Origin of the sequence: Bradyrhizobium sp. 147 (genome assembly GCF_023073935.1) — a bacterium.
Classification (GTDB): domain Bacteria; phylum Pseudomonadota; class Alphaproteobacteria; order Rhizobiales; family Xanthobacteraceae; genus Bradyrhizobium.
In genome coordinates this window covers 163,578-182,134 of record NZ_JADPKL010000140.1, presented here as the reverse complement: position 1 = coordinate 182,134, position 18,557 = coordinate 163,578, and the positions used below count along the sequence as shown (strand labels likewise).

Sequence of the window (18,557 nt, the reverse complement as noted above, 5' to 3'; positions counted from 1 at the left end):
AGGCTTTTCCGCGGGAGGCGGTCCCCCTGTTCGACACCGACACGATGGGGACAAGAGATAGGCCTCTCTTGGCGGTCCTCCGGAAGGCCGGTTCCAGGGCCTTGTCCGAAGCCTCAGCCATGCGGCGGTAACGGGCGGGAATCGGGGTCGTGGCGAACTCGCGACGCCGGCACCTGCGCGGCTCGCCTGAACGGATTCGCTCCTGTACATCTTTGAGTCATCGAAGCTTTTGCGCCGGGCCGCCCTGGCGAGGAACGAGCGTCATGTCAGGGATTTGAGCAAGGTCCCGACCGGAAGACGCTCATGCACAGATTTGACGCCGCCTCATCGACCGCCGCCCTCACGAGGGAGACAGATGACATCTGGATCGCGGACGATGTGCCAATCAGCGCGGCCGGTCTGCGTCTGCCTGTTCGCATGACGGTCATTCGGCTGTCGAATGGTGACCTCGTGCTGCACTCGCCGGTGCGATATTCGCCTGCTCTGCGCAATGAGCTGGAGCGGTTGGGATCAATCAAATATCTGGTCGCGCCGAACGTGGCGCACTGGATGTTTCTGCCTGCCTGGCAAAGACATCTGTCGCAAACGTTGACCTTTACTGCGCGAGGACTGTCTGCGCGGAAGCAGGTGCGAGAGGCCGGGCTTCGCGTTGACCGCGAACTTGGCGACACCACCCCCGGAGAGTGGGCCGCCGAGCTTCAGACCATCTCGGTGCATGCCCCGATGTTCTCCGAGGTGGAGATATTCGACAAGCGGAGCCGCACGCTGATCCTGACGGATCTCGTGCAGAACCTTGATTCCCATGATCTTTCCGCGTCAAATCAGGCCGCCGCAAACCTGCTCGGCATCGCCAAGCCTGACGGCAAGGCGCCGATTTATCTCCGGCTCTTGTTGCGCCTCGGCGGCCATTCGGTACAGGCCGCGGCCGAACGGCTCGTGCGCCTGGCGCCCGAGCGGGTCATCTTCGCGCATGGTGACTGGTTCAAAGCGGACGCGGCCGTGCGCCTCCGGCGGTCGTTGCGCTGGCTTGTCCCAATGGATGCCTCCGGATCTTCGCGGCGGCCAATGGCGGGCACACGGGTCGTCATTACGGGAGCATCCAGCGGAATTGGCCGAGCGGCGGCGCTGGCGTTTGCGCAGCAAGGGGCGAGCGTGGCGCTTGCCGCTCGTCGCAGTGAGGTCCTGGCAAGCCTCGCGGCAGAGTGCGAGGCGCTGGGAGGCCGTGCCTTGGCGGTCCAGACCGATGTCAGCGATGCGGAAGCGGTGCAGCGATTGGCAGCGCAGGTCGACGATGTATTCGGCGGAATCGACGTCTGGATCAATAACGCCGGCACCGGTGTATTCGGCGCCTATCAGGACGCCGACTTCGCGCTTCACCGCCGAACCATCGAAGTCAATCTCCTGGGAATGATGCACGGCGCCTTCGCGGTGCTCCCGATCTTTCTCCGCCAGAACCGAGGCATCCTGATCAACAACATCTCGCTGGGAGGTTGGATGCCGACGCCGTTTGCGGCCGCCTACACCGCGAGCAAGTTCGGCCTGCGCGGGTTCACGGCGAGCCTGCGCCAGGAGCTCGACGCGCATCCGAACATCCATGTCTGCGGCGTGTTCCCGGCGATGGTAGATACGCCGGGCTTCGTCCACGGCGCCAACATGTCCGGGAAGAGGCTCGATCCGGGGCCGCTGCTGTACCAGTCAGAAGATGTCGCTCAGACCTTTTTGAACCTCGTTCGCGCGCCGCGCGATGAAGTGGCCGTCGGCTGGCCCGCGCGCGGTGGCCAGATCGCCTACGCCATCGCGCCGAAATTGACCGAAAATCTGTTAGGTGGCGCATTCCGATTCCTCCTGTCGCGCGCCGGACGCGCACCGATCAGCGAGGGAAGTATCATCGAAGCCTCGCCGCTCGGCACGTCGGTAGACGGGGGGTGGCTGGGGCGGAAGCAGCTTCCACCGGCTGGGGTCATCAGCAAGGGGCTTGCAGTTGTGGGAATGGCTGCGTGTGTGGCTTTCGTGGCCGCGATAGCCGTCCGGCCGCGTCGGCCGCAGATCAGGACCAGGCGTCGCCGGACGTCGACGGGACGTACCGCAGCAAGGCCGTCTTGACCGACGGACATCATGGCAACGCGTAGGCCCGCACGTAGTCCCCGAGCCTGGTGCCGAACGAGCCGTGGCCGCCATCGACCGTCACCACGTATTGCTTGCCGCCGGTCTCATAAGTCATTGGCGTTGATTGGCCGCCAGCGGGAAGACGGTCCTGCCAGAGCTGCTTGCCATCACTGACGTCGAATGCCCTGATATAGTCATCCATTGTCCCCGTGATGAAGATGACGCCTCCCGCGGTCACGATCGGCCCGCCCAGCATGGGAACGCCCAGCTTGAACGGAAACGGGACAGGGGCCTGATCGCGGATCGTGCCGATACGATGTTGCCACACCACCTTGTGCGTCTTGAGGGCAATGGCCGCGATATTCCCCCAGGGCGGGGCGAGGCAGGGGATGCCGAGCGGCGACAGGAAGATGCCGAGTTCGACGCCGTAGGGAGCGCCGTACATCGGTTGAACGCCGAGTTCGGTGCCGGGTGGATGCGCAGCGTTCGGCGCGGCCGGATTGTCTTTTCCACGCGGCACCAGGCGGGAAATGAACGGAATCGATTGAGGGTTTGCAATCGCGATCTGCCGCTTTGGATCGACGGCAATTCCGCCCCACTCGAACATGCCGAAATCACCCGGGAACACCAGCGTACCTTGCTCCGAAGGCGGCGTGAACGGCCCTTCGTAACGGAGACGCTTGAACTTGATACGGCAGGCGAGCTGGTCGAACATCGTGCTGCCCCACATCTGCGCGTCCGTCAGCATGCCGGGCGGGCGGAAGCTCAATTCCGAGAAGGGCTGAGTGGGCCATAGCCGGTCGCCGGGTGCGGCGCCCTGCGGCACGGGCTTCTCCGGCGCGGGCACCAGCTGATGCCCGTCGCGGCGGTCGAGCACGAAAATGTCGCCCGTCTTTGCCGGAATGTAGATCGCCGGCGTGGTGCCGCCATTCGAACGCAGATCGACCAGGCTCGGCTGCGAAGGCATGTCCATATCCCAGAGATCATGGTGCACGTTCTGGAACGACCAGCGTAGTTTTCCGGTGGCGATATCGAGCGCGATCAGCGCTGAATCGTAACGCTCCTTGTCCGACGAACGGCCGCCGCCCCAGATGTCCGGAGAGCTTGAGCCCAGCGGGACGTAGACGAGCCCGAGATTTTCATCGACCGCCGAGATGCTCCACGAATTGGGTGAACCGGCCGTGAAATGATGCGAGGCGGAGGGCATCTCGTTCGGATCGGGATGGCCGGCATCGAACGCCCATATCAGTCGCCCGGAATAGATGTCGAAACCGCGGATCACGCCTGAAGGCACGCGGTCGGAATAATTGTCGATGACGGCGCCACCGACGATCAGAACCTTCTCGGTCACCACGGGCGGCGAGGTACCCTCGTAGAAGCCGAGCGTCTGGACCTCGCTTCCCTCCTTGAGGTCGATCTGACCTTGGTTGCCAAAGCTGGCGCAGGGCGTGCCGCTCTGGGCATCCAGCGAAAACATCCGGCCGTCATTCGTCGGCACGAAAATGCGCTGCGGACAATCGCTTGGGGCCGGCGCGCCGTCGGTTGTGACCGCGCCAGGCTTTGTCGCGTGATACGACACGCCGCGGCAGGTCATGTGCTGGAAGGCCTTGTTGTGCTGGATCTGAGGGTCAAACTTCCAGCGCAACTTGCCGGTCGCAGCGTCGAGCGCGAACACGATCTGGTGTGGCGAGCAGGTGTAGAGGAGATCGCCAATCTTGAGCGGCGTCGCCTGGTTGGTGATCTCATCGGGATCATCGGGTCCCTTGTGGTCGCCGGTGCGGAATTCCCAGGCGAGCTTGAGGTCCTTCACATCGGTTTTGGTGATCTGGCTGAGCGAGGAATAGCGCGTCCCCCAGCCGGTGCCGCCATAGGCGGTCCAGTTTTCGCCGGCGGCGGGCGGGGCTGCTTCGGAGGAGGCAATGGCGCCCGTCGTTTCGCTCTCCGGCACCGTGCCGGCAAGATCGTGGCGATCGCGCGTGAGGGAGAGGGCGAGGACGGCGGCCGCCGCCATCAGTACGACGCCGAGCGCCCATCGCGCGGCACGCAAGCGAGGTGCCAAACGACGCGTAATGAAGGGCAACAGCAGCCAGACGCCCAGCGGCGCAAGCACGTCGCCGCGCGGCGCCAGGGACCAGAAATCGAGGCCGGCCTCCCAAATTGCCCACGCCATCGTGCCAAGCAGCAGCGCGGCATACACCCAGAGCGCCTCGGCACGACGGCGCGTAAGCAGCCACGCGGTGAGCAAAAGCATGGCCCCGGCGACGAGATAGTAAAAGGAGCCGCCAAGCACAGCGAGCCAGGCGCCGCCGCCGGCGAGGGCCAATCCCATGATGGCGACAATCACAATGGTGACGGCCAGCAATGGCGCGTCACGGAACAAGTTTGCCGGGCGATGGATGGGGGTCATATTTCCTACTTCAGCGTATAGAGAAACGCCGCGATATCGCGCGCGTCCTTCTGCGGGATGCCCATTCTTGGCATGGCGTTGCCCGGCAACGCCCGCTGCGGATCTTCGATCCAGTCCGCCATGTTGTCGGGCGAATTCTGCATGTAGCCGGCGATGTAGGTCCGCGTGCCGATCCGGTGCAGAGGTGGGCCGACGTTGCCGTCGGCACCGGCGATGCCGGGTATGTCGTGACAGCTGCCGCAATGGTACTGCTTGACGAGGTCGATACCGCGGCGTGCATCGCCGATGAAATTGTCCGGGCCGGCAGCCGTGCCTTTGTCGCAGGCCACCGCCGTCAGGGCCAGCAGGGAGGCAATGAGCGATCGTGTCGTTGGAGTCCCCATCGGCTGCTCCGCTTTCCCGATCAGGGTTTTCGGCCGGAATTGAAGGTTTTGGTGGCGGACCACGGATCGGTCGTCGAGACCTGCTCGCTCGGGACTTGCTCCACTTCCGGGGATAGCGGATTTGCCGAGAAGGTCCGGCCCCATTGCCGGTTCGGCTCGTTGCTGATCTTGCCGATATAAGTGACGAGGTCCCATATCACGCTGTCGGGCAGCACGCCGCCCCAGGCCGGCATTCCATTGGGCCGTCCCTGGTAGATCGACAGATAGATGCTCTCGGGCTGCGAGCCATAGGTGAAGATGCTGTTACTCAACGCCGGCCCCATGCCGCCGCCGCCGTTCGGCGCGTGGCAGCCGACGCAATTGAAGTTGACGAAATAGGTCATCCCGCGCTGCTCTGCATTGGGATCGCCTTGCACGGGATTCTTGATCTGGGGTCGGTCCGGCTGCGCGCCGGGGAAGAGGTGGCTGACCGGGACCTGCATGAAGACGCCGGGCCTACCGTTGCCGACGCTGCCGCCGAAATTCGGGCGCGGTGCCGGCATCGGCATCTGCGCTTCCTGTGACTGCGGCAGAGTCTGCTGGGCGATTCCGGCGCCGTTCGACACGATCGCGAGGAGCAACGATAGGAAGCTCATGCGTAATGCTGGAGCAGACATCACTCATGCCCTCCGGATGCCGTGACCGGCTTTTCGACCAGCGGCACGCCGAAACTGCGCAGCAGCGACATGATCTCGGATCGATGCTCGTCGATGAAGGCATTCAGCCGGTCGCGCAGCGCGTGGTCGTCTTTGCGTACGCCCATGGCAATGGAGAACTGGAACTGCTGGGGGCCAAAGCGCTCGTAATCCCGAATTGGCGTGACCGTCAGCGGGACGGGAGAGCGCTGCGCGAAATAGCCGCCCAGCGGCCCCCAGGCGGCAGCAACATCGATCTCGCCGCTCTCGACTGCCTCGATCAGGCGCGCGGGCGGATCAGCCTGGCGATAGTCGCCGTAGATAGAATAGCCGCGGACATTGTCGACGATGCCCTGTTCGCCGAGCGCCTGCGCAGGCGGTGGATTGTTGCCGTCGTCGCCGATCAGATGCACGCCGATCACGAGGTGATGTAAGCGCGGGTCGAGCAGCGACGAAAGATCGAGCTGCTTATCCTGCCGAGCCACGAACACGTAGCTCGAGCGATAATACGGCTTTGTCGACTCCACGAGATCATAGCCGACCGGTACGCCCATCACGACGTCGCATTTGCCGGCATTGAGCGTGTTGCGGACGAAGCCGCGCCGCTGCGCCCACCAAGTGTAGGCGACCTGTTGGCCGAAATGCTCGCCAACCATGGCTGCGAGCCTGTTCTCGAATCCCGCTTCCGCGCTGTTCGAGAATGGCAGATTGTTCGGATCGGCACAGACGCGGAGTTCGCCATCCGATGCCGCCGCTCCGGTGCTCGCGAGCCCGATCAGGATGCCGAGGGCGATGCCCGGACAATTACTTCGAGGGCGCATGGCTGGTGTCCTCACCCTTTGCGTCTCCAAGCTTGAACACCAGCAACTCGCTCCCGCCGGCGGTGTAAAACGGCAAATCCTGCGTCGCGCCCGCAAAGCCCAGTGCGGCATTGCGCACGCGCGGATCGACCTCAGCATTGGCAACCACCCCCGGCCAACCGCCGACGCCCGAGAGGATCGCGATGTATTGCTGTCCGTCGGAGCCGCGATAGGAAACCGGCTGGCCGATGAACCCGGAGCCGGCACGGAATTGCCAGAGCACACGCCCATCCCTGGCGTTTACCGCCTTGAAAAGGCGATCCATGGTGCCGTAGAACGCCACGTCGCCGGCCGTCACCAGCGCGCCACTCCAGACCGGAAGCTTCTCGTGGATCTCCCAGATCTTCTTGCGCGCGACCGGGTCCCACGCCATGAACTCGCCGCGATACCCGCCAGGGCCGGCATACATATCAACGTCCGCGCCGACATAGGGCGTGCCGGCGATATATCCGACCTGCGAGGCCTTGAAGTCCATGCAAAGGTGCTGATGCGGCACGTACAGCAGCTTGGTCCGCGGTGACCAGGCCGACGGTTGCCAATCTTTGGCGCCGGGCGCGCTCGGGCAGATATTCTCGACGGTCTTGCCAACCAGCGGCGTCTTCTCCTCGTTTGGGATGATCTTGCCGGTCTTCAGATCGACGCCCTTGTAGCTATTGACGAACTCATAGGCGTCGGCCGAGATCACTTCGCCGGTCGCGCGATCCATGACGTACATGTAGCCGTTGCGGCCGGGATGGATCAGCACCTTGCGGGTCTGGCCGCTAAGATCGAGATCGAGAAGCACGTTCTCGTTGACTTCATCGTGATCGAACAGATCGTGCGGGTTGATCTGGTAGGCCCATTTGGCGCGACCGGTGTCCGGGTCGCGCGCAAAGATCGTGGTACTCCAGAGATTGTCGCCGCTGCGCTGGTTGGCATTCCAGGGACTGGGATTGGCAGTACCGTAGTAGATCAGGTTCAGATCAGGATCGTAGGAGATCCAGCCCCAGACTGTACCGCCGCCGACCTGCCAGCGATCGGCCGGCCAGCTCTTCACGCCGAGATCCGTGCCTTTGAGATTGTCATAGAACGGCTTGAAATCGTCCCCGATCAGCACCTCCTTGTCGGGGCCCGTCGAATAGGCGCGCCAGGCGATGGCGCCGGTGTTCTCATCTAGCGCCGTGACCCAGCCACGAACGCCCATTTCGCCGCCGCTGTTGCCGACGAGAATCTTTCCCTTCACCACGATGGGTGCCATCGTGATGGTCTCGCCCTTGTTGATCTCGCCGAGCTTGGTGTGCCAGAGCTCCTTGCCGGTCTTCGCATCGATCGCGACGGTGTGGTTATCGAGTGTATTGAGGAAGACCTTGCCGTTGTCGAAGGCGAGCCCGCGATTGACGACATCGCAACAGGCAACGCCCGCGGCTGCCGGCTCCGGCTTCGGCGCGTAGGACCACTTCAACTCACCTGTCGTGGCATCGAGTGCGAACACACGGTTGGGGTAGGGGCCTGCATAAGGGCCGACCACGTACATGGTGCCGTCCACCACGAGCGGCGCCGCTTCCTGGCCGCGATCGGCGCCAACCGAGAAGGTCCACGCAAGCTGGAGGCGCGAGGCGTTGGTCGCATTGATCTGGTCGAGCTCGCTGTAGCGCGTGTTGGCGTAATCGCGCGCGGCCATGGGCCATTGGCCCGGATCCTTCATGCGGCTGGCGAGATCGGTTTGTGCCGATCCCGACGACAGCAACGCGCCGAATGCGCAAAGGACGCTCAGCAACCGCGCGAAACCACGCACTAACATGTGTAAAGCACTCCATGGCGGTGACGAGGCCATGCCGCGTTGCAGGCCGGTGCGAACGTACAAACGTTGCGCTTCCCCTTGGTTCCAAAAGGAGGGATTCGCAGCTATCTCACGACGTTGCCCGATACGCCTGCGCCGAGATCGACCGCGATCTGATCCTCCTTGCCGTTGCACTTGGGGTGGCCAAATCCTGACGGGCTTTTGCCGTCCGGGCCGATGTCATAGATGATCGCGTCCTTCATATTGGGACTGACTCCGGCCGGCACGCGGTCAAGTCCAAGCAGGCGGCGGACGCGCCAGGCAACATTGTGATCGGCGCAGGAACTGTCGCCGCTGATACCAAGCGCACCGGCGATCCCGTTGCCGTCATAGAGCGCCAGACCACCGCCAAAGACGATCACGCCGCCCACGGGTTTTCCGACCATTGGATCGCGCGCCGTGCCGAATTCGTCGGGCGAGCCCGAGTACAGAACCTCTGGCGACGGTGGGTTGCTGAGACCTGCGCCGAACAGAATTCCGCCAGGTTGCGCGCCCGCGTAGAGGTTGGCCGTGGCCATCGCCTTGTCCTTCAGGCTGAACGCATTCGCCGTATTCGCCTTTTCGGCTGCGATTGCCCGGCTGCCCAGCCACTGATCATCGACCTTGCTGCCACTGTAGGCGACCGCGCAGACAAGACCCTGTCGGTTGACGACAGCAGCCCATTCGTTGTTGTCGAAGCCTCCATTGCCCGGCCCGCCGCCGGGCTTCACACTCTTTTTGAGGATATCGGCGAGCTGGTCATGGTCGACCGGACACGACATAGCCGGCCGGGGTTGGTCCTGCGCGTTCAAGATTGCAGGCGCCAAGAATGCCGTGGACAGGACAGCCGTTGCCGCCATGACAGATCGTTTGCCCATGTGGCCTCCGTGGAGTGTCGCACTCAGCAGGCGAACGTCCGAAGAGAAGTTGCGGTTCCTATGCAGGACCGCGCATGAGCGGCAGGTGCGAGTGGCCAGCGTTCGTGGTCAGCCACCGGTGAGCAAAGAACAATGCGGCGGCTGTGTAGAGTATTCCCATGGGCACCCACATCAGGATGCCTGCGAGCTGCTGGTCTTCAAGTGGCGAGAGGCCGAATTCCCCGGCGAGGGCGCCCTGGGCCGGGATCCAGAGCCGCGGCGATACGGTCAGCAGGGCCCCGAGCACACCGGAATGCAGGATGGTGATGAACAGGCAGGCGACGGCGATGCCGTCGCGAGTTCGGGTGCTGCGGCCCCGTCCGCGGCCATGCAGCAGCACCCACCAGAACAACAGCGCGGTCACAAAGAAGCTGACATGTTGGAGGCGATGGATCCCGGCGCTCTCGAGCGCCCGCGCGTAGAGCGGTGGTGCATGCCAGATCCAGAGCGCCGCGCCTTGGAAGATGGTCGCGCTGATGGGGTGGCTCACAAAAGTCCAAGGCCAAACCAGTATCGGCAGATTGAGAATTCGGCCCACCGATGGCCGGAACGAGGCCGGTAGGCTCCACATCAGCGGGCCGTTGATCCGGGCAAACGCCATCAGTGGCGCCGCGACGAGCATGAGCAAGCCATGCTCAACCATGTGCGCGGTGAACAGCCGCTCGCCCAGCCAGTGTAGCGGCGAGGTCACCGCAAGCGCGAGCACGAGCCAGCCGGTCCAGAACGCGGCGACCTGCCGGAAGCTGACGCCGCGGCCGCCTCCCGCGTGCCGCCAGAGGCGCTGCGTTCCAACATAGAAGCCAATGCCCGTGGCATAGAGCGGGGCCATGAGCCATGGGTCGAAGCTCCAGAGTGATCCCGAATCGACATCGGATAGTCCGTGCGCGGCGGCCGGCTGCGCGAGCAGCGCAAGCAACAACGCCGCAAAGCTCAGCGCAGACATGGGCTGATCATGAGCGACGCGGCGAACTGGTTCGCGATGACCAGCGCGAACAGCACGCCGGAGCCGACGCCGAGCCACGCCATGAACGTCCTGGGACCGCCACCTTGCGCATCGGACCATTCAGCGCTGGCACCGCGTCGAACCGCGCGTGCCGATATGATGGTGCCTGCAAGAGCGACGATGGCCAGAACAGCGCTCAGGATTGCTCCGCTCAGCCTCGTCTTCTCGCACGAGAAGTGCGCGAACACGTAGACACCTTGCAAACTAATACCCCATGCAACGGGCCCAAGCGCAACGCCGGCCCAATACAGCAATCTGGAATGTCCGTCAGCTTCGGTCATAGGCGCGGCACCCAATCCAGCAGCACGTACAGAGGCAGCCAAGCAAGCACGACAAAGTTCCAGTAGAAGACGTTGTCGGTTACATCGCTGAAGCGGCGCGGCTTTGCGTGCCTCGTGAACATCAGGACGGCCAGAACGATCGTGTCGCCAACATCGGTGGCGAGATGGGTCGTGTGCAATCCGAGAATGAGCCACACGATCGATCCGTAGGCGGAATTGTCCCAGCGCGTATTGAGATGGGCGAACTCGAAGCCGCGCAGAACAAGAAGGGCGGTGCCGATCACGGCCATCACGATGAGACCGACCCGCACTTTCGCAAGATCCTGCCGGTGCGCGGCCCGATTGGTGATCTCGTTCGGGATGATGCTGAGCAGATAGACCGCGACCTCGGCCGTACCTGGCCAAAGATCGGGCGGCGCCGCGCCGATCGGCCAGTTCGGATTGACGGCGTAGAGATAAAGATAGGCGCCGATCGCGATGGCAAAGCCCATGCCTTCGAGCGCCATGAAGCCCATGGCGCCCCACCATGGTCCACTGCGTGGGCCGTACCCGTAAGTCGGCAGTTCGGCGACATTACGGACGATGGTCTGTCTCACTCCTCGTCCTCCCTGCTGCCGGTCGGCCAGAACCAGCCGATCAAGGCGACGGCCATCGGCGGCGTGCCCCAGAGCACTGCCCATGGCGTGAAGATCGAACCGATGAAGAACACTGTGGTTGCGATGGCTGTGAGCAGTGGCCAGATGCTGGGTTCGGGCGATGCTTCGCGGATTTGCGGATCGGCCTCTGCCAGTGAGGTCAGCAGGACTTCGCGCCGCTCCGCGCTCAGACCCGCGACGACAGGCAGGCTCATGCTATCGGCCCACAGCGGATCGCGGTGTTTGACGACGGGAATGCGGTCGAAATTCTGCGGCGGCGGTGGCGAGGACGTCGCCCATTCCAATGTTGAAGCGTGCCAAGGATTGTCGCCCGCGAGCTCACCCTTGCGCAGGCTGTAGATCACATTGACCAGAAGCAGCGCGAAGCTGAGCGCGAAAACGAGCGCGCCGCCGCTGGACAACAGGTTCAAGTGCGCCCAGTCCATGTCGGCCGTGTAGGTATAGACCCGACGCGGCATTCCGATCAGCCCGAGAATGTGCATCGGGAAGAACGCGACGTTGAAGCCGATGAAGGCCAGCCAGAAATTCCAGCGACCGAGGCTCTCGCTGAGCATCCTGCCTGTGATCTTCGGAAACCAGTAATAGACGGCACCGATGAGCGGGAACACCGCGCCGCCGATCAGGACATAGTGAAAGTGCGCAACGACGAAGTAAGTGTCGTGCACCTGGGTGTCGATCGGGACCGAGGCGACCATCACGCCGGACAGGCCGCCGAGCACGAAGATGACGATGAAACCGATCACGAACAGGAGCGGCGTGCGGTAGACCGGCCGTCCGTCCCAGAGCGTTGCCAGCCAGCAGAAGATCTGCAGCCCGCTCGGCACCGCGATGAGCATACTGGACGCCGTGAATAGGCCGGCGCCGAGCTGAGGCAGGCCCGTGACGAACATGTGGTGGACCCACAGGCCAAACGACAGGAAGCCAGTCGCGATCAGGGAGAGAATGACGACGGGATAGCCGACCACCGGCCTGCGCGCGAAGGTCGCCAGGATTGCCGAAACCATGCCGGTGCCTGGAATGAAGATGATGTAGACCTCCGGATGGCCGAAGAACCAGAACAGATGCTGCCAGAGCAGCGGATGCCCACCGGAGGATGAATCATAGAAGCGGGTGTTGACGAGCCGATCGAGGATCAGCGACGTCGATGCGACCATGACCGACGGCATCGCGAACATCACCAGGAAGGCCGTTACCAGCATGGCCCACACGAATAGCGGAATGCGGTCAAGGGTCATCCCGGGCGCACGGAGCTTGAAAACGGTGACAATGATCTCCACGGCGACTGCAAGCGCAGCGACTTCGGTGAACGTGATCATCTGCGCCCACACGTCCGGGCGCTTCGTCGGCGTGTATTGCAGCGAGGAGAGCGGGACATAGGCAAACCAGCCGACGTCCGGGCCGACATTGAGCGCAAAGGAAATCCAGAGAAAGCACCCGCCGAACAGAAACATCCAATAGCTGAAGGCATTGAGGCGCGGAAAGGCGATGTTCCGCGTGCCGACCATCAGCGGCACGAGATAGACGGCGAACGCCTCCATGACCGGGACGGCGAACAGGAACATCATCGTCGAGCCGTGCATGGTGAAGATCTGATTGTACTTGTCGGCCGACAGGAACGTCTTCTCCGGTCCGGCAAGCTGAACGCGCATCAGGATCGCGAGAATGCCGCCGAGAAGCAGGAAAGCGAAAGCGGTGACGATATACCGGCGGCCGACGACCTTGTGGTCCACCGACGTGAGCGCACCCGTCCATCCGGACGGCGTACGCCACACCCGCTCCAGCTGCGTGGACAGCTGAAGGCCATTCAGGACGTCATCCCGTATCTCACGTGGTTCAGCGGCGATGCTCACTTGAGCTGCTCCAGATAGTGTAGGATCGCGATGAGCTCGCCCGACTGCAGCGGCATCTTTGGCATGAGAGTGCCGGGCTTGATGTGCTGGGGATCGGCGATCCAGGCCGCGAGCGTCGCCGGCGTATTCGGCAGCGTTCCCGCCGCGATCGTCGTTCTGCTGCCGATATGCGTGAGATCCGGGCCGAGCTGCCCGCCGGCCAGCGTGCCGCTGATGTTGTGGCACAAGGCACATCCGCGGGCTCGGAAAAGAGCCTCGCCCTGCTTGCCGAGCTGATCCGTAGGGCTGTTCGCGCTCTGGTTCTCATGGTCGCGCCAGCGGCCGAATTCATCCGGCGGCAGCGCGAGCACGGCGAAGGCCATATGCGCATGCTGAAGGCCGCAGAATTCGGCGCATTGCCCGCGATAGACGCCGGCATTCTTCGCCGTGAATTGCAGCTCGTTCTTTTGCCCGGTGATGAGGTCCATTTTCCCGGTCAGGCTCGGCACCCAGAAGCTGTGGATCACATCGGCGGATTCCAGCTCGACCTTCACCGGTTGGCCGGTCGGGATGCGGATCTCGTTCGCGGTCACGAAGCTCCGATGCGGACTGTCAGCTTCATAGCGGACTTCCCACCACCATTGGTGGCCAATGATCTTGAGCGTAAGGGCGTTCTCGTCCTTGGCAAAGATCGTGCGCTGACCGGCATAACTCACAATGGAGAGTCCGAGCACGATGACGAGGGTTGCGAGCCCCAGGACAAAGACGACGCGACCGGACGTCCGCTCAAACCCCTGGTGCAGCGCGAGTGGTTGGTCGGCCGGGCGCTTTCGGCGCAGCATGCTGACGCCAAGCACGACCACGACGGCGATCCAGACGGCGGCCGCAACGGTCAGGAAGATGAAGATGGTATGAAGGATCTGGCTGGACTGAAGTCCCTGCGGGTCGAGCACGGACTGCCGGCCGGCGCAAGCGGCCAGCGGCAACGTCGCAAATAGCACCAGAGCCGTTCGCATCCGGACAGGCATCGATGTTCGCCGCGCTCCCCTGTTGGAGGGCGAACCGGTCACTCGTATGAAGGTTCCTATCTCCGCGAAATGGCTGGATCACAGCGTCTCAGAACGGCCATCCTCTGGTCGCGATGAAGATTGCCGCGTCGCCCACGGCCATCAGCAGCAGGACGATCAGGACGGCTATCATCGCCCCTGGCTGGGCAATCGCGCGAAGGTCTTCAAGCATTGATCATCCTCGACTTTGCGGTTCAATCACCTTGCCATCAGCTCTTGTGGATCGTGCGGCGCTGCGCGGCTTCGCTCCCGTTGCGCGCTCGTTGCGGCGCAAATGTCAAAAGCACGCCGAGGCCGCTATTGCCCATTTGAGTGCTCCGTCAGACATGCGGGAAATGCGAGCGTGCTGTCGTGGTTCCTAAGTCTTGGGCAAAGTATCGGCAAGAGAGTTCAGTATTGGAATTTACTATTCTTCACCGGCTCTGCGCCGAGGCTTGCTCCCCGGTGATCAGAGCTGTCGCTATCTGTGCAATGGTGGCATTTGAACGGGTATCCGCAGGTCGAGTTCGGCACCTCCCGGGCGCGTCACGGGACTTTCCGCGTGCCGTCATCTAATCGCTTGACCAGTTCTGAAATAGAACTGTAGGATGGGCCGACAAGATGGCCCGATCGTAACGGCCGCCCATCTACGGATTGCCGCGCCGGACCAGCTCAGCCCTACGCGTGAGGCCGGGCGTGCAGCCGCGCAAATAGACAGGACCACGTACCAGGAAGGTGCGGGTTTGGGAGGACGAACAATGTTGACGAAATGGAAGGCCGTTGCGGCCCTGGCTTTGCTTTTGAATGGTCCGGCGTTTGCGGCCGACGAGGTCGGCGTTACTGCGACCGAGATCAAGATCGGCGGGGTGTTTCCGTTCAGCGGACCGGCGTCATCGATCGGTCTCGTCGGCAAGGGTCTTATCGCCTACATTCAATCGGTGAATGACCGCGGCGGCATCAACGGCCGCAAGATCAACTACATCGCTTATGACGACGCCTACAGCCCTCCGAAAGCGGTAGAGCACGTCCGCAAGCTCGTCGAGAGCGATGAGGTGGCGTTCATGTTCGGCCAGCTCGGCACGCCCGGCCTTTCGGCCACGGCAAAATACCTGAGAGCGAAAGGCGTGCCGAGCATCGCGATCATCAGCGGCTCGTCCAAGTTCACGGACGTCGCCAGCTACCCGCTGACCACGACAGGTCTTGTCAGCTACGACACCGAAGGAAAAATCTACGCGAAATATCTGACCAGGACGCTGCCGAACGCCAAATATGCGATCCTCTATCAGAACGACGATCTCGGCAAAGATTACGTCAATGCCTTCAAGACCTTTCTCGGCAAGGACTACGATCGAAAGGTCGTCAGCGCGTCCTATGAGATCACCGAGCCGACCGTCGACTCGCAGATCACAAACCTGAAAAGCTCCGGTGCCGACGCCCTGATGATCGCGGGAACGCCGAAATTCGCCGCGCAGGCGATCCGGCAGGCTTCTGTGATCGGCTGGAAGGCGACGGTGATCATCAACTTTCCGTCCGGTTCGGTCGGGGGCACGCTCGTGCCGGCTGGCCTCGACAAATCAGTCGGCGTGATCGTCGGGACGATCAACAAGGACGTCGTGGATCCGACATGGAAAGACGATCCCGCCATGCAGACCTATCGGGCGTTTCTCGACAAGTACCTGGCCGGCGTCGATATCACCAACGGCAGCTATCTGACCGGCTATCAGCAAGGCATCCTGCTCGAGCAGATCCTGAAGCAATGCGGCAATGATCTATCCCGCAAGAACATTCTGGCGCAGGCCAAGAACCTCAAGGATTTCATCGTCCCAACCGCGCTGCCCGGGATCAAGGTGAACACCAGCGAATCCGAGAACATGATCTGGACGCAGATGCGCTTGCAACGATGGACCGGATCAACCTGGGAAGCCTTCGGCGAGGTGCTCGACGCCAGGTCCGAATGAACTCGCCCCAGCCAGAGTGACGGATGCCGCATGAGCTGCGTCCCAAGCTTGCAATGCGCCGGTAGGCCGCCGCTGGGCGTTACGGGAATGCACGGCATGTGGTCGCCTTTCAGCAATTCGGGAGATCATTTTCGATGTCGAGGACGGCACTGACGTTTGCCCCGCGCGAGGTTTCGATCGAGCGTCGCCCCGACGGCACGCTCATCTTGAGCTCGCCTCTTGAATGGACGCCGTGCGACTGGCGCATCACCGATTTTCTGCCGCGCTGGGCCAATGCCGTTCCGGATCGGGTTTTCCTTGCGCAACGCAATACGAAGGGAGGATGGGACGAGATCACCTATGGTGAGGCATGGTCGCAGGTTCAGGCGGTCGGCCAAGGCCTGATCGATATGGGCGCAAGGCCGGCCGACAAGCTGGCGGTGCTTTCCGGAAACTCCATCGAGAACGCGGTGATCTCGTTTGCGGCGATGTCGATCGGGGTCATCCTGGCGCCGATCTCGCCGAACTACACCTTGATGCCGGGGGGCCTCGCACGTCTCAAGGACATCGCGGAAGTGCTGCGTCCGAGCTTCGTGTTCGTTCAAAGCGGACGCGACTTTTCCGCCGGCCGCGCCATTCCCGAATTGGCAGCCGCGACCTGGATCAGCGTCGATGGTGCGCCGGACACAGTGCCTTTTCAGGCTCTGGCGGCGCGAACCGGGCGCGAAGGATTCGAACGCGCATCGCGCGAGGTGCCTTGTGACGCCGTCGCGAAAATTCTCTTCACGTCCGGTTCGACCGGCTTCCCCAAGGGCGTGCTCAACACCCACCGCATGATGGCAAGCTCCCTGCAAATGGGGAGTCTGCTGGTGTCTCCGCCCGATGCGCCGGTCCAGGTGGAGTGGCTGCCCTGGCACCATACGATGGGTAGCAATGTCATCCTTCACGGCATCCTCAGAAATGGCGGGACGCTCTATATCGATGATGGCCGGCCGCTGCCGCATCTCTTTCACAAGACGGTCGCCAATCTCAGGGAGATCTCGCCAACCGCCATGTTCAACGTGCCTGCCGGGTATAACCTCCTGTGTGATGCAATCGAGAACGACCTCGACCTTGGCGCCAGCGTGTTCAAGCGGATGGACCGATTGAGCTATGCCGGCGCCGCAATTTCTCAGGACACTCTCGAGAAACTCTATCGCCTGACATTTGCCGCCACCGGCCGGCGAATTCCGGTCATGTCGGGTTACGGCACAACCGAAACCGCGCCGACGATCAGTTCGACACATTGGGCAACGGATCAGCCCGGAGAGATCGGTCTTCCCGCGCCGGGGCTGCAGCTCAAGCTCATTCCGGTCTCCGATACCTACGAGGCCAGGGTCAAGGGCCCCAACGTTACGCCCGGCTATCTCGAACGGCCCGATCTGACGGCAAAGGCCTTCGACGAGGAAGGATTTTATCGCATTGGCGATACCGTCTCGTTTCTGGATCCGCAGAGGCCGGAGCGGGGCCTTCGCTTTACCGGGAGAATTTCCGAGAACTTCAAGCTTGCGAATGGCACCTGGGTCTCAATCGGAAACATGCGTGCGGCAATCCTGGCCGCCACACGTGGCGTCTTGCTGGACATCGTTGTTGCCGGCGAAAATCGCGAGACGTGCGCGCTGCTGTGCTGGCTGAACCCGACCGAGGCAGGCCGGATATCCAAGACTGCAGCCGTTGATTTGACCTGCGATCCTGTCGTGGTTCAGTTTCTGAAGGACCGCTTTCAGGAATACAACGAGGCGGTCGGAAGCAGCGAACGAGTCTGCGCCTTCTCCCTGCTGAAGGATCCGCCGTCAATGGCAGCAGGAGAAATCACCGACAAGGCCTATGTCAACCAGCGCGCGGTGCTCAAAGCTCGCGCCGAGCAGGTTGAACGTCTCTATATGAACGAACCATGCCGGGATGTGGCGCGGGTGTAGGGCAGGGCAATCGCATTTGGAAGACGGCTTCGCTGCGACATTCAACGAGACGCCCGCCGTCGGCGGGCCGCCAGATCAGGACATAGTGTGTGGCAGCAGGTTCAATCGGCGCCGACGCCGCTTTCCTCCTCGTATTGGCATCTCTGGCACGAGGCCTCGATGCGCAGGCCTCAAGCGGCGCGCGAGCGCGCCTTTGTCTTTCGGACCTCCGGCACCGCCGTCGCCGGAGTGCTGCGCGCACCCGGCCCAGGGTGAGTATGGACCTCCTTGGCCGAGAGCGGCTCGCCGCATTCAGAGCACACCATGACCGGATCAAAGTCCTTTCCGCACTTGCGGTGCTGGTGCAGCAAGGGCCGGCCGCGCTCGTCGACCATGTGGGTATCGCCCCAATGCACGATCGCCATCATGATCGGATAGAGGTCGAGGCCCTTCTGGGTCAGGATATATTCGTGGCGCTTGGGGGAGTCCTGGTAGGGAATGCGGCGCAGGATGCCCTGCCGAACCAGCTTCTTCAGGCGTTCGGCGAGCAAGTGCCGCGTGATCCCGAGCGCCGATTGAAATCCCTCGAAGCGGCGCGTGCGCAGGAAGCATTCGCGCAGGATCAGAAGAGTCCAGCGATCGCCGATCACGCCGATGGTTCGGGCCATCGAACAGGGCTCTTCCTCGAGCTCTTTCCACTTCATTCAGCCACTCCAATCGTCC

The 18,557-nt window shown here is 62.7% G+C and carries 16 protein-coding genes; 3 read left to right on the top strand and 13 right to left on the bottom strand.

What is annotated here, in order from left to right; genetic code table 11:
- Positions 1-303 precede the first annotated feature (303 nt).
- Positions 304-2,103: an SDR family oxidoreductase gene (locus IVA87_RS33175; RefSeq protein WP_247337298.1), complete on the top strand. Its 1,800-nt coding sequence runs from the start codon at positions 304-306 to the stop codon at positions 2,101-2,103.
- Between the two features lie 10 nt (positions 2,104-2,113).
- Here the strand turns inward: IVA87_RS33175 and IVA87_RS33170 are convergent, their stop codons facing one another.
- The 12 genes from IVA87_RS33170 to IVA87_RS35215 form a co-directional block, all read right to left on the bottom strand.
- Complete coding sequence (locus IVA87_RS33170; RefSeq protein ID WP_247337296.1) at positions 2,114-4,513, bottom strand: membrane-bound PQQ-dependent dehydrogenase, glucose/quinate/shikimate family; 2,400 nt, start codon at positions 4,511-4,513, stop codon at positions 2,114-2,116.
- Positions 4,514-4,518: 5 nt separating this feature from the next.
- On the bottom strand, positions 4,519-4,896 hold the full coding sequence (locus IVA87_RS33165; RefSeq protein WP_247302248.1) for a c-type cytochrome: 378 nt from the start codon (positions 4,894-4,896) through the stop codon (positions 4,519-4,521).
- Positions 4,897-4,916: 20 nt separating this feature from the next.
- A complete protein-coding gene (locus tag IVA87_RS33160) occupies positions 4,917-5,552 on the bottom strand; it encodes a cytochrome c (protein ID WP_247302246.1) in 636 nt (211 codons plus the stop codon).
- Complete coding sequence (locus IVA87_RS33155; RefSeq protein ID WP_247302244.1) at positions 5,552-6,391, bottom strand: substrate-binding domain-containing protein; 840 nt, start codon at positions 6,389-6,391, stop codon at positions 5,552-5,554. The genes IVA87_RS33160 and IVA87_RS33155 overlap by 1 nt, the downstream gene beginning before the upstream one ends.
- Positions 6,375-8,210 (bottom strand): methanol/ethanol family PQQ-dependent dehydrogenase, encoded by a 1,836-nt coding sequence (locus IVA87_RS33150; RefSeq protein ID WP_256466522.1) that lies wholly within the window; start codon positions 8,208-8,210, stop codon positions 6,375-6,377. Before IVA87_RS33150 ends, IVA87_RS33155 begins: the two co-directional genes overlap by 17 nt.
- A gap of 104 nt (positions 8,211-8,314) precedes the next feature.
- Positions 8,315-9,106 (bottom strand): heme-binding protein, encoded by a 792-nt coding sequence (locus tag IVA87_RS33145; protein WP_247302242.1) that lies wholly within the window; start codon positions 9,104-9,106, stop codon positions 8,315-8,317.
- Between the two features lie 58 nt (positions 9,107-9,164).
- Complete coding sequence (locus IVA87_RS33140) at positions 9,165-10,088, bottom strand: cytochrome c oxidase assembly protein (protein WP_247302240.1); 924 nt, start codon at positions 10,086-10,088, stop codon at positions 9,165-9,167.
- Positions 10,076-10,429, bottom strand: a complete 354-nt coding sequence (locus IVA87_RS33135; protein ID WP_247337294.1) for a hypothetical protein — start codon at positions 10,427-10,429, stop codon at positions 10,076-10,078. Before IVA87_RS33135 ends, IVA87_RS33140 begins: the two co-directional genes overlap by 13 nt.
- Positions 10,426-11,025 (bottom strand): cytochrome c oxidase subunit 3, encoded by a 600-nt coding sequence (locus tag IVA87_RS33130; protein WP_247280435.1) that lies wholly within the window; start codon positions 11,023-11,025, stop codon positions 10,426-10,428. Before IVA87_RS33130 ends, IVA87_RS33135 begins: the two co-directional genes overlap by 4 nt.
- Positions 11,022-12,935: a cytochrome c oxidase subunit I gene (gene ctaD / locus IVA87_RS33125; protein WP_247302236.1), complete on the bottom strand. Its 1,914-nt coding sequence runs from the start codon at positions 12,933-12,935 to the stop codon at positions 11,022-11,024. The genes IVA87_RS33130 and ctaD overlap by 4 nt, the downstream gene beginning before the upstream one ends.
- Entirely contained in the window at positions 12,932-13,930 is a 999-nt protein-coding gene (gene coxB / locus IVA87_RS33120; RefSeq protein WP_247337292.1) for a cytochrome c oxidase subunit II, read from the bottom strand. The genes ctaD and coxB overlap by 4 nt, the downstream gene beginning before the upstream one ends.
- Positions 13,931-14,030: 100 nt before the next feature.
- Positions 14,031-14,153 (bottom strand): hypothetical protein, encoded by a 123-nt coding sequence (locus tag IVA87_RS35215; protein ID WP_256466521.1) that lies wholly within the window; start codon positions 14,151-14,153, stop codon positions 14,031-14,033.
- Between the two features lie 565 nt (positions 14,154-14,718).
- On the opposite strand from IVA87_RS35215, the gene IVA87_RS33115 reads away from it, so the two are divergent.
- Both IVA87_RS33115 and IVA87_RS33110 read left to right on the top strand, forming a co-directional pair.
- Positions 14,719-15,918, top strand: a complete 1,200-nt coding sequence (locus IVA87_RS33115) for an ABC transporter substrate-binding protein (RefSeq protein ID WP_247302233.1) — start codon at positions 14,719-14,721, stop codon at positions 15,916-15,918.
- Between the two features lie 98 nt (positions 15,919-16,016).
- On the top strand, positions 16,017-17,855 hold the full coding sequence (locus IVA87_RS33110; protein WP_247337290.1) for an AMP-binding protein: 1,839 nt from the start codon (positions 16,017-16,019) through the stop codon (positions 17,853-17,855).
- A 170-nt stretch (positions 17,856-18,025) separates the two neighbouring features.
- Here IVA87_RS33110 and IVA87_RS33105 read toward each other — a convergent pair whose 3' ends face one another.
- Positions 18,026-18,538: a helix-turn-helix domain-containing protein gene (locus IVA87_RS33105; protein WP_247302229.1), complete on the bottom strand. Its 513-nt coding sequence runs from the start codon at positions 18,536-18,538 to the stop codon at positions 18,026-18,028.
- Between the last annotated feature and the right edge of the window lie 19 nt (positions 18,539-18,557).

Coding starts and splice junctions, on each gene's coding strand:
- IVA87_RS33150 (WP_256466522.1), bottom strand. CDS start 8,210: ATGTTAGTGCGTGGTTTCGCGCGGTTGCTGAGCGTCCTTTGCGCATTC.
- IVA87_RS33105 (WP_247302229.1), bottom strand. CDS start 18,538: ATGAAGTGGAAAGAGCTCGAGGAAGAGCCCTGTTCGATGGCCCGAACC.
- IVA87_RS33135 (WP_247337294.1), bottom strand. CDS start 10,429: ATGACCGAAGCTGACGGACATTCCAGATTGCTGTATTGGGCCGGCGTT.
- coxB (WP_247337292.1), bottom strand. CDS start 13,930: ATGCGAACGGCTCTGGTGCTATTTGCGACGTTGCCGCTGGCCGCTTGC.
- IVA87_RS35215 (WP_256466521.1), bottom strand. CDS start 14,153: ATGCTTGAAGACCTTCGCGCGATTGCCCAGCCAGGGGCGATGATAGCC.
- IVA87_RS33140 (WP_247302240.1), bottom strand. CDS start 10,088: ATGTCTGCGCTGAGCTTTGCGGCGTTGTTGCTTGCGCTGCTCGCGCAG.
- IVA87_RS33175 (WP_247337298.1), top strand. CDS start 304: ATGCACAGATTTGACGCCGCCTCATCGACCGCCGCCCTCACGAGGGAG.
- IVA87_RS33115 (WP_247302233.1), top strand. CDS start 14,719: ATGTTGACGAAATGGAAGGCCGTTGCGGCCCTGGCTTTGCTTTTGAAT.
- IVA87_RS33145 (WP_247302242.1), bottom strand. CDS start 9,106: ATGGGCAAACGATCTGTCATGGCGGCAACGGCTGTCCTGTCCACGGCA.
- IVA87_RS33160 (WP_247302246.1), bottom strand. CDS start 5,552: ATGTCTGCTCCAGCATTACGCATGAGCTTCCTATCGTTGCTCCTCGCG.
- IVA87_RS33155 (WP_247302244.1), bottom strand. CDS start 6,391: ATGCGCCCTCGAAGTAATTGTCCGGGCATCGCCCTCGGCATCCTGATC.
- IVA87_RS33170 (WP_247337296.1), bottom strand. CDS start 4,513: ATGACCCCCATCCATCGCCCGGCAAACTTGTTCCGTGACGCGCCATTG.
- IVA87_RS33165 (WP_247302248.1), bottom strand. CDS start 4,896: ATGGGGACTCCAACGACACGATCGCTCATTGCCTCCCTGCTGGCCCTG.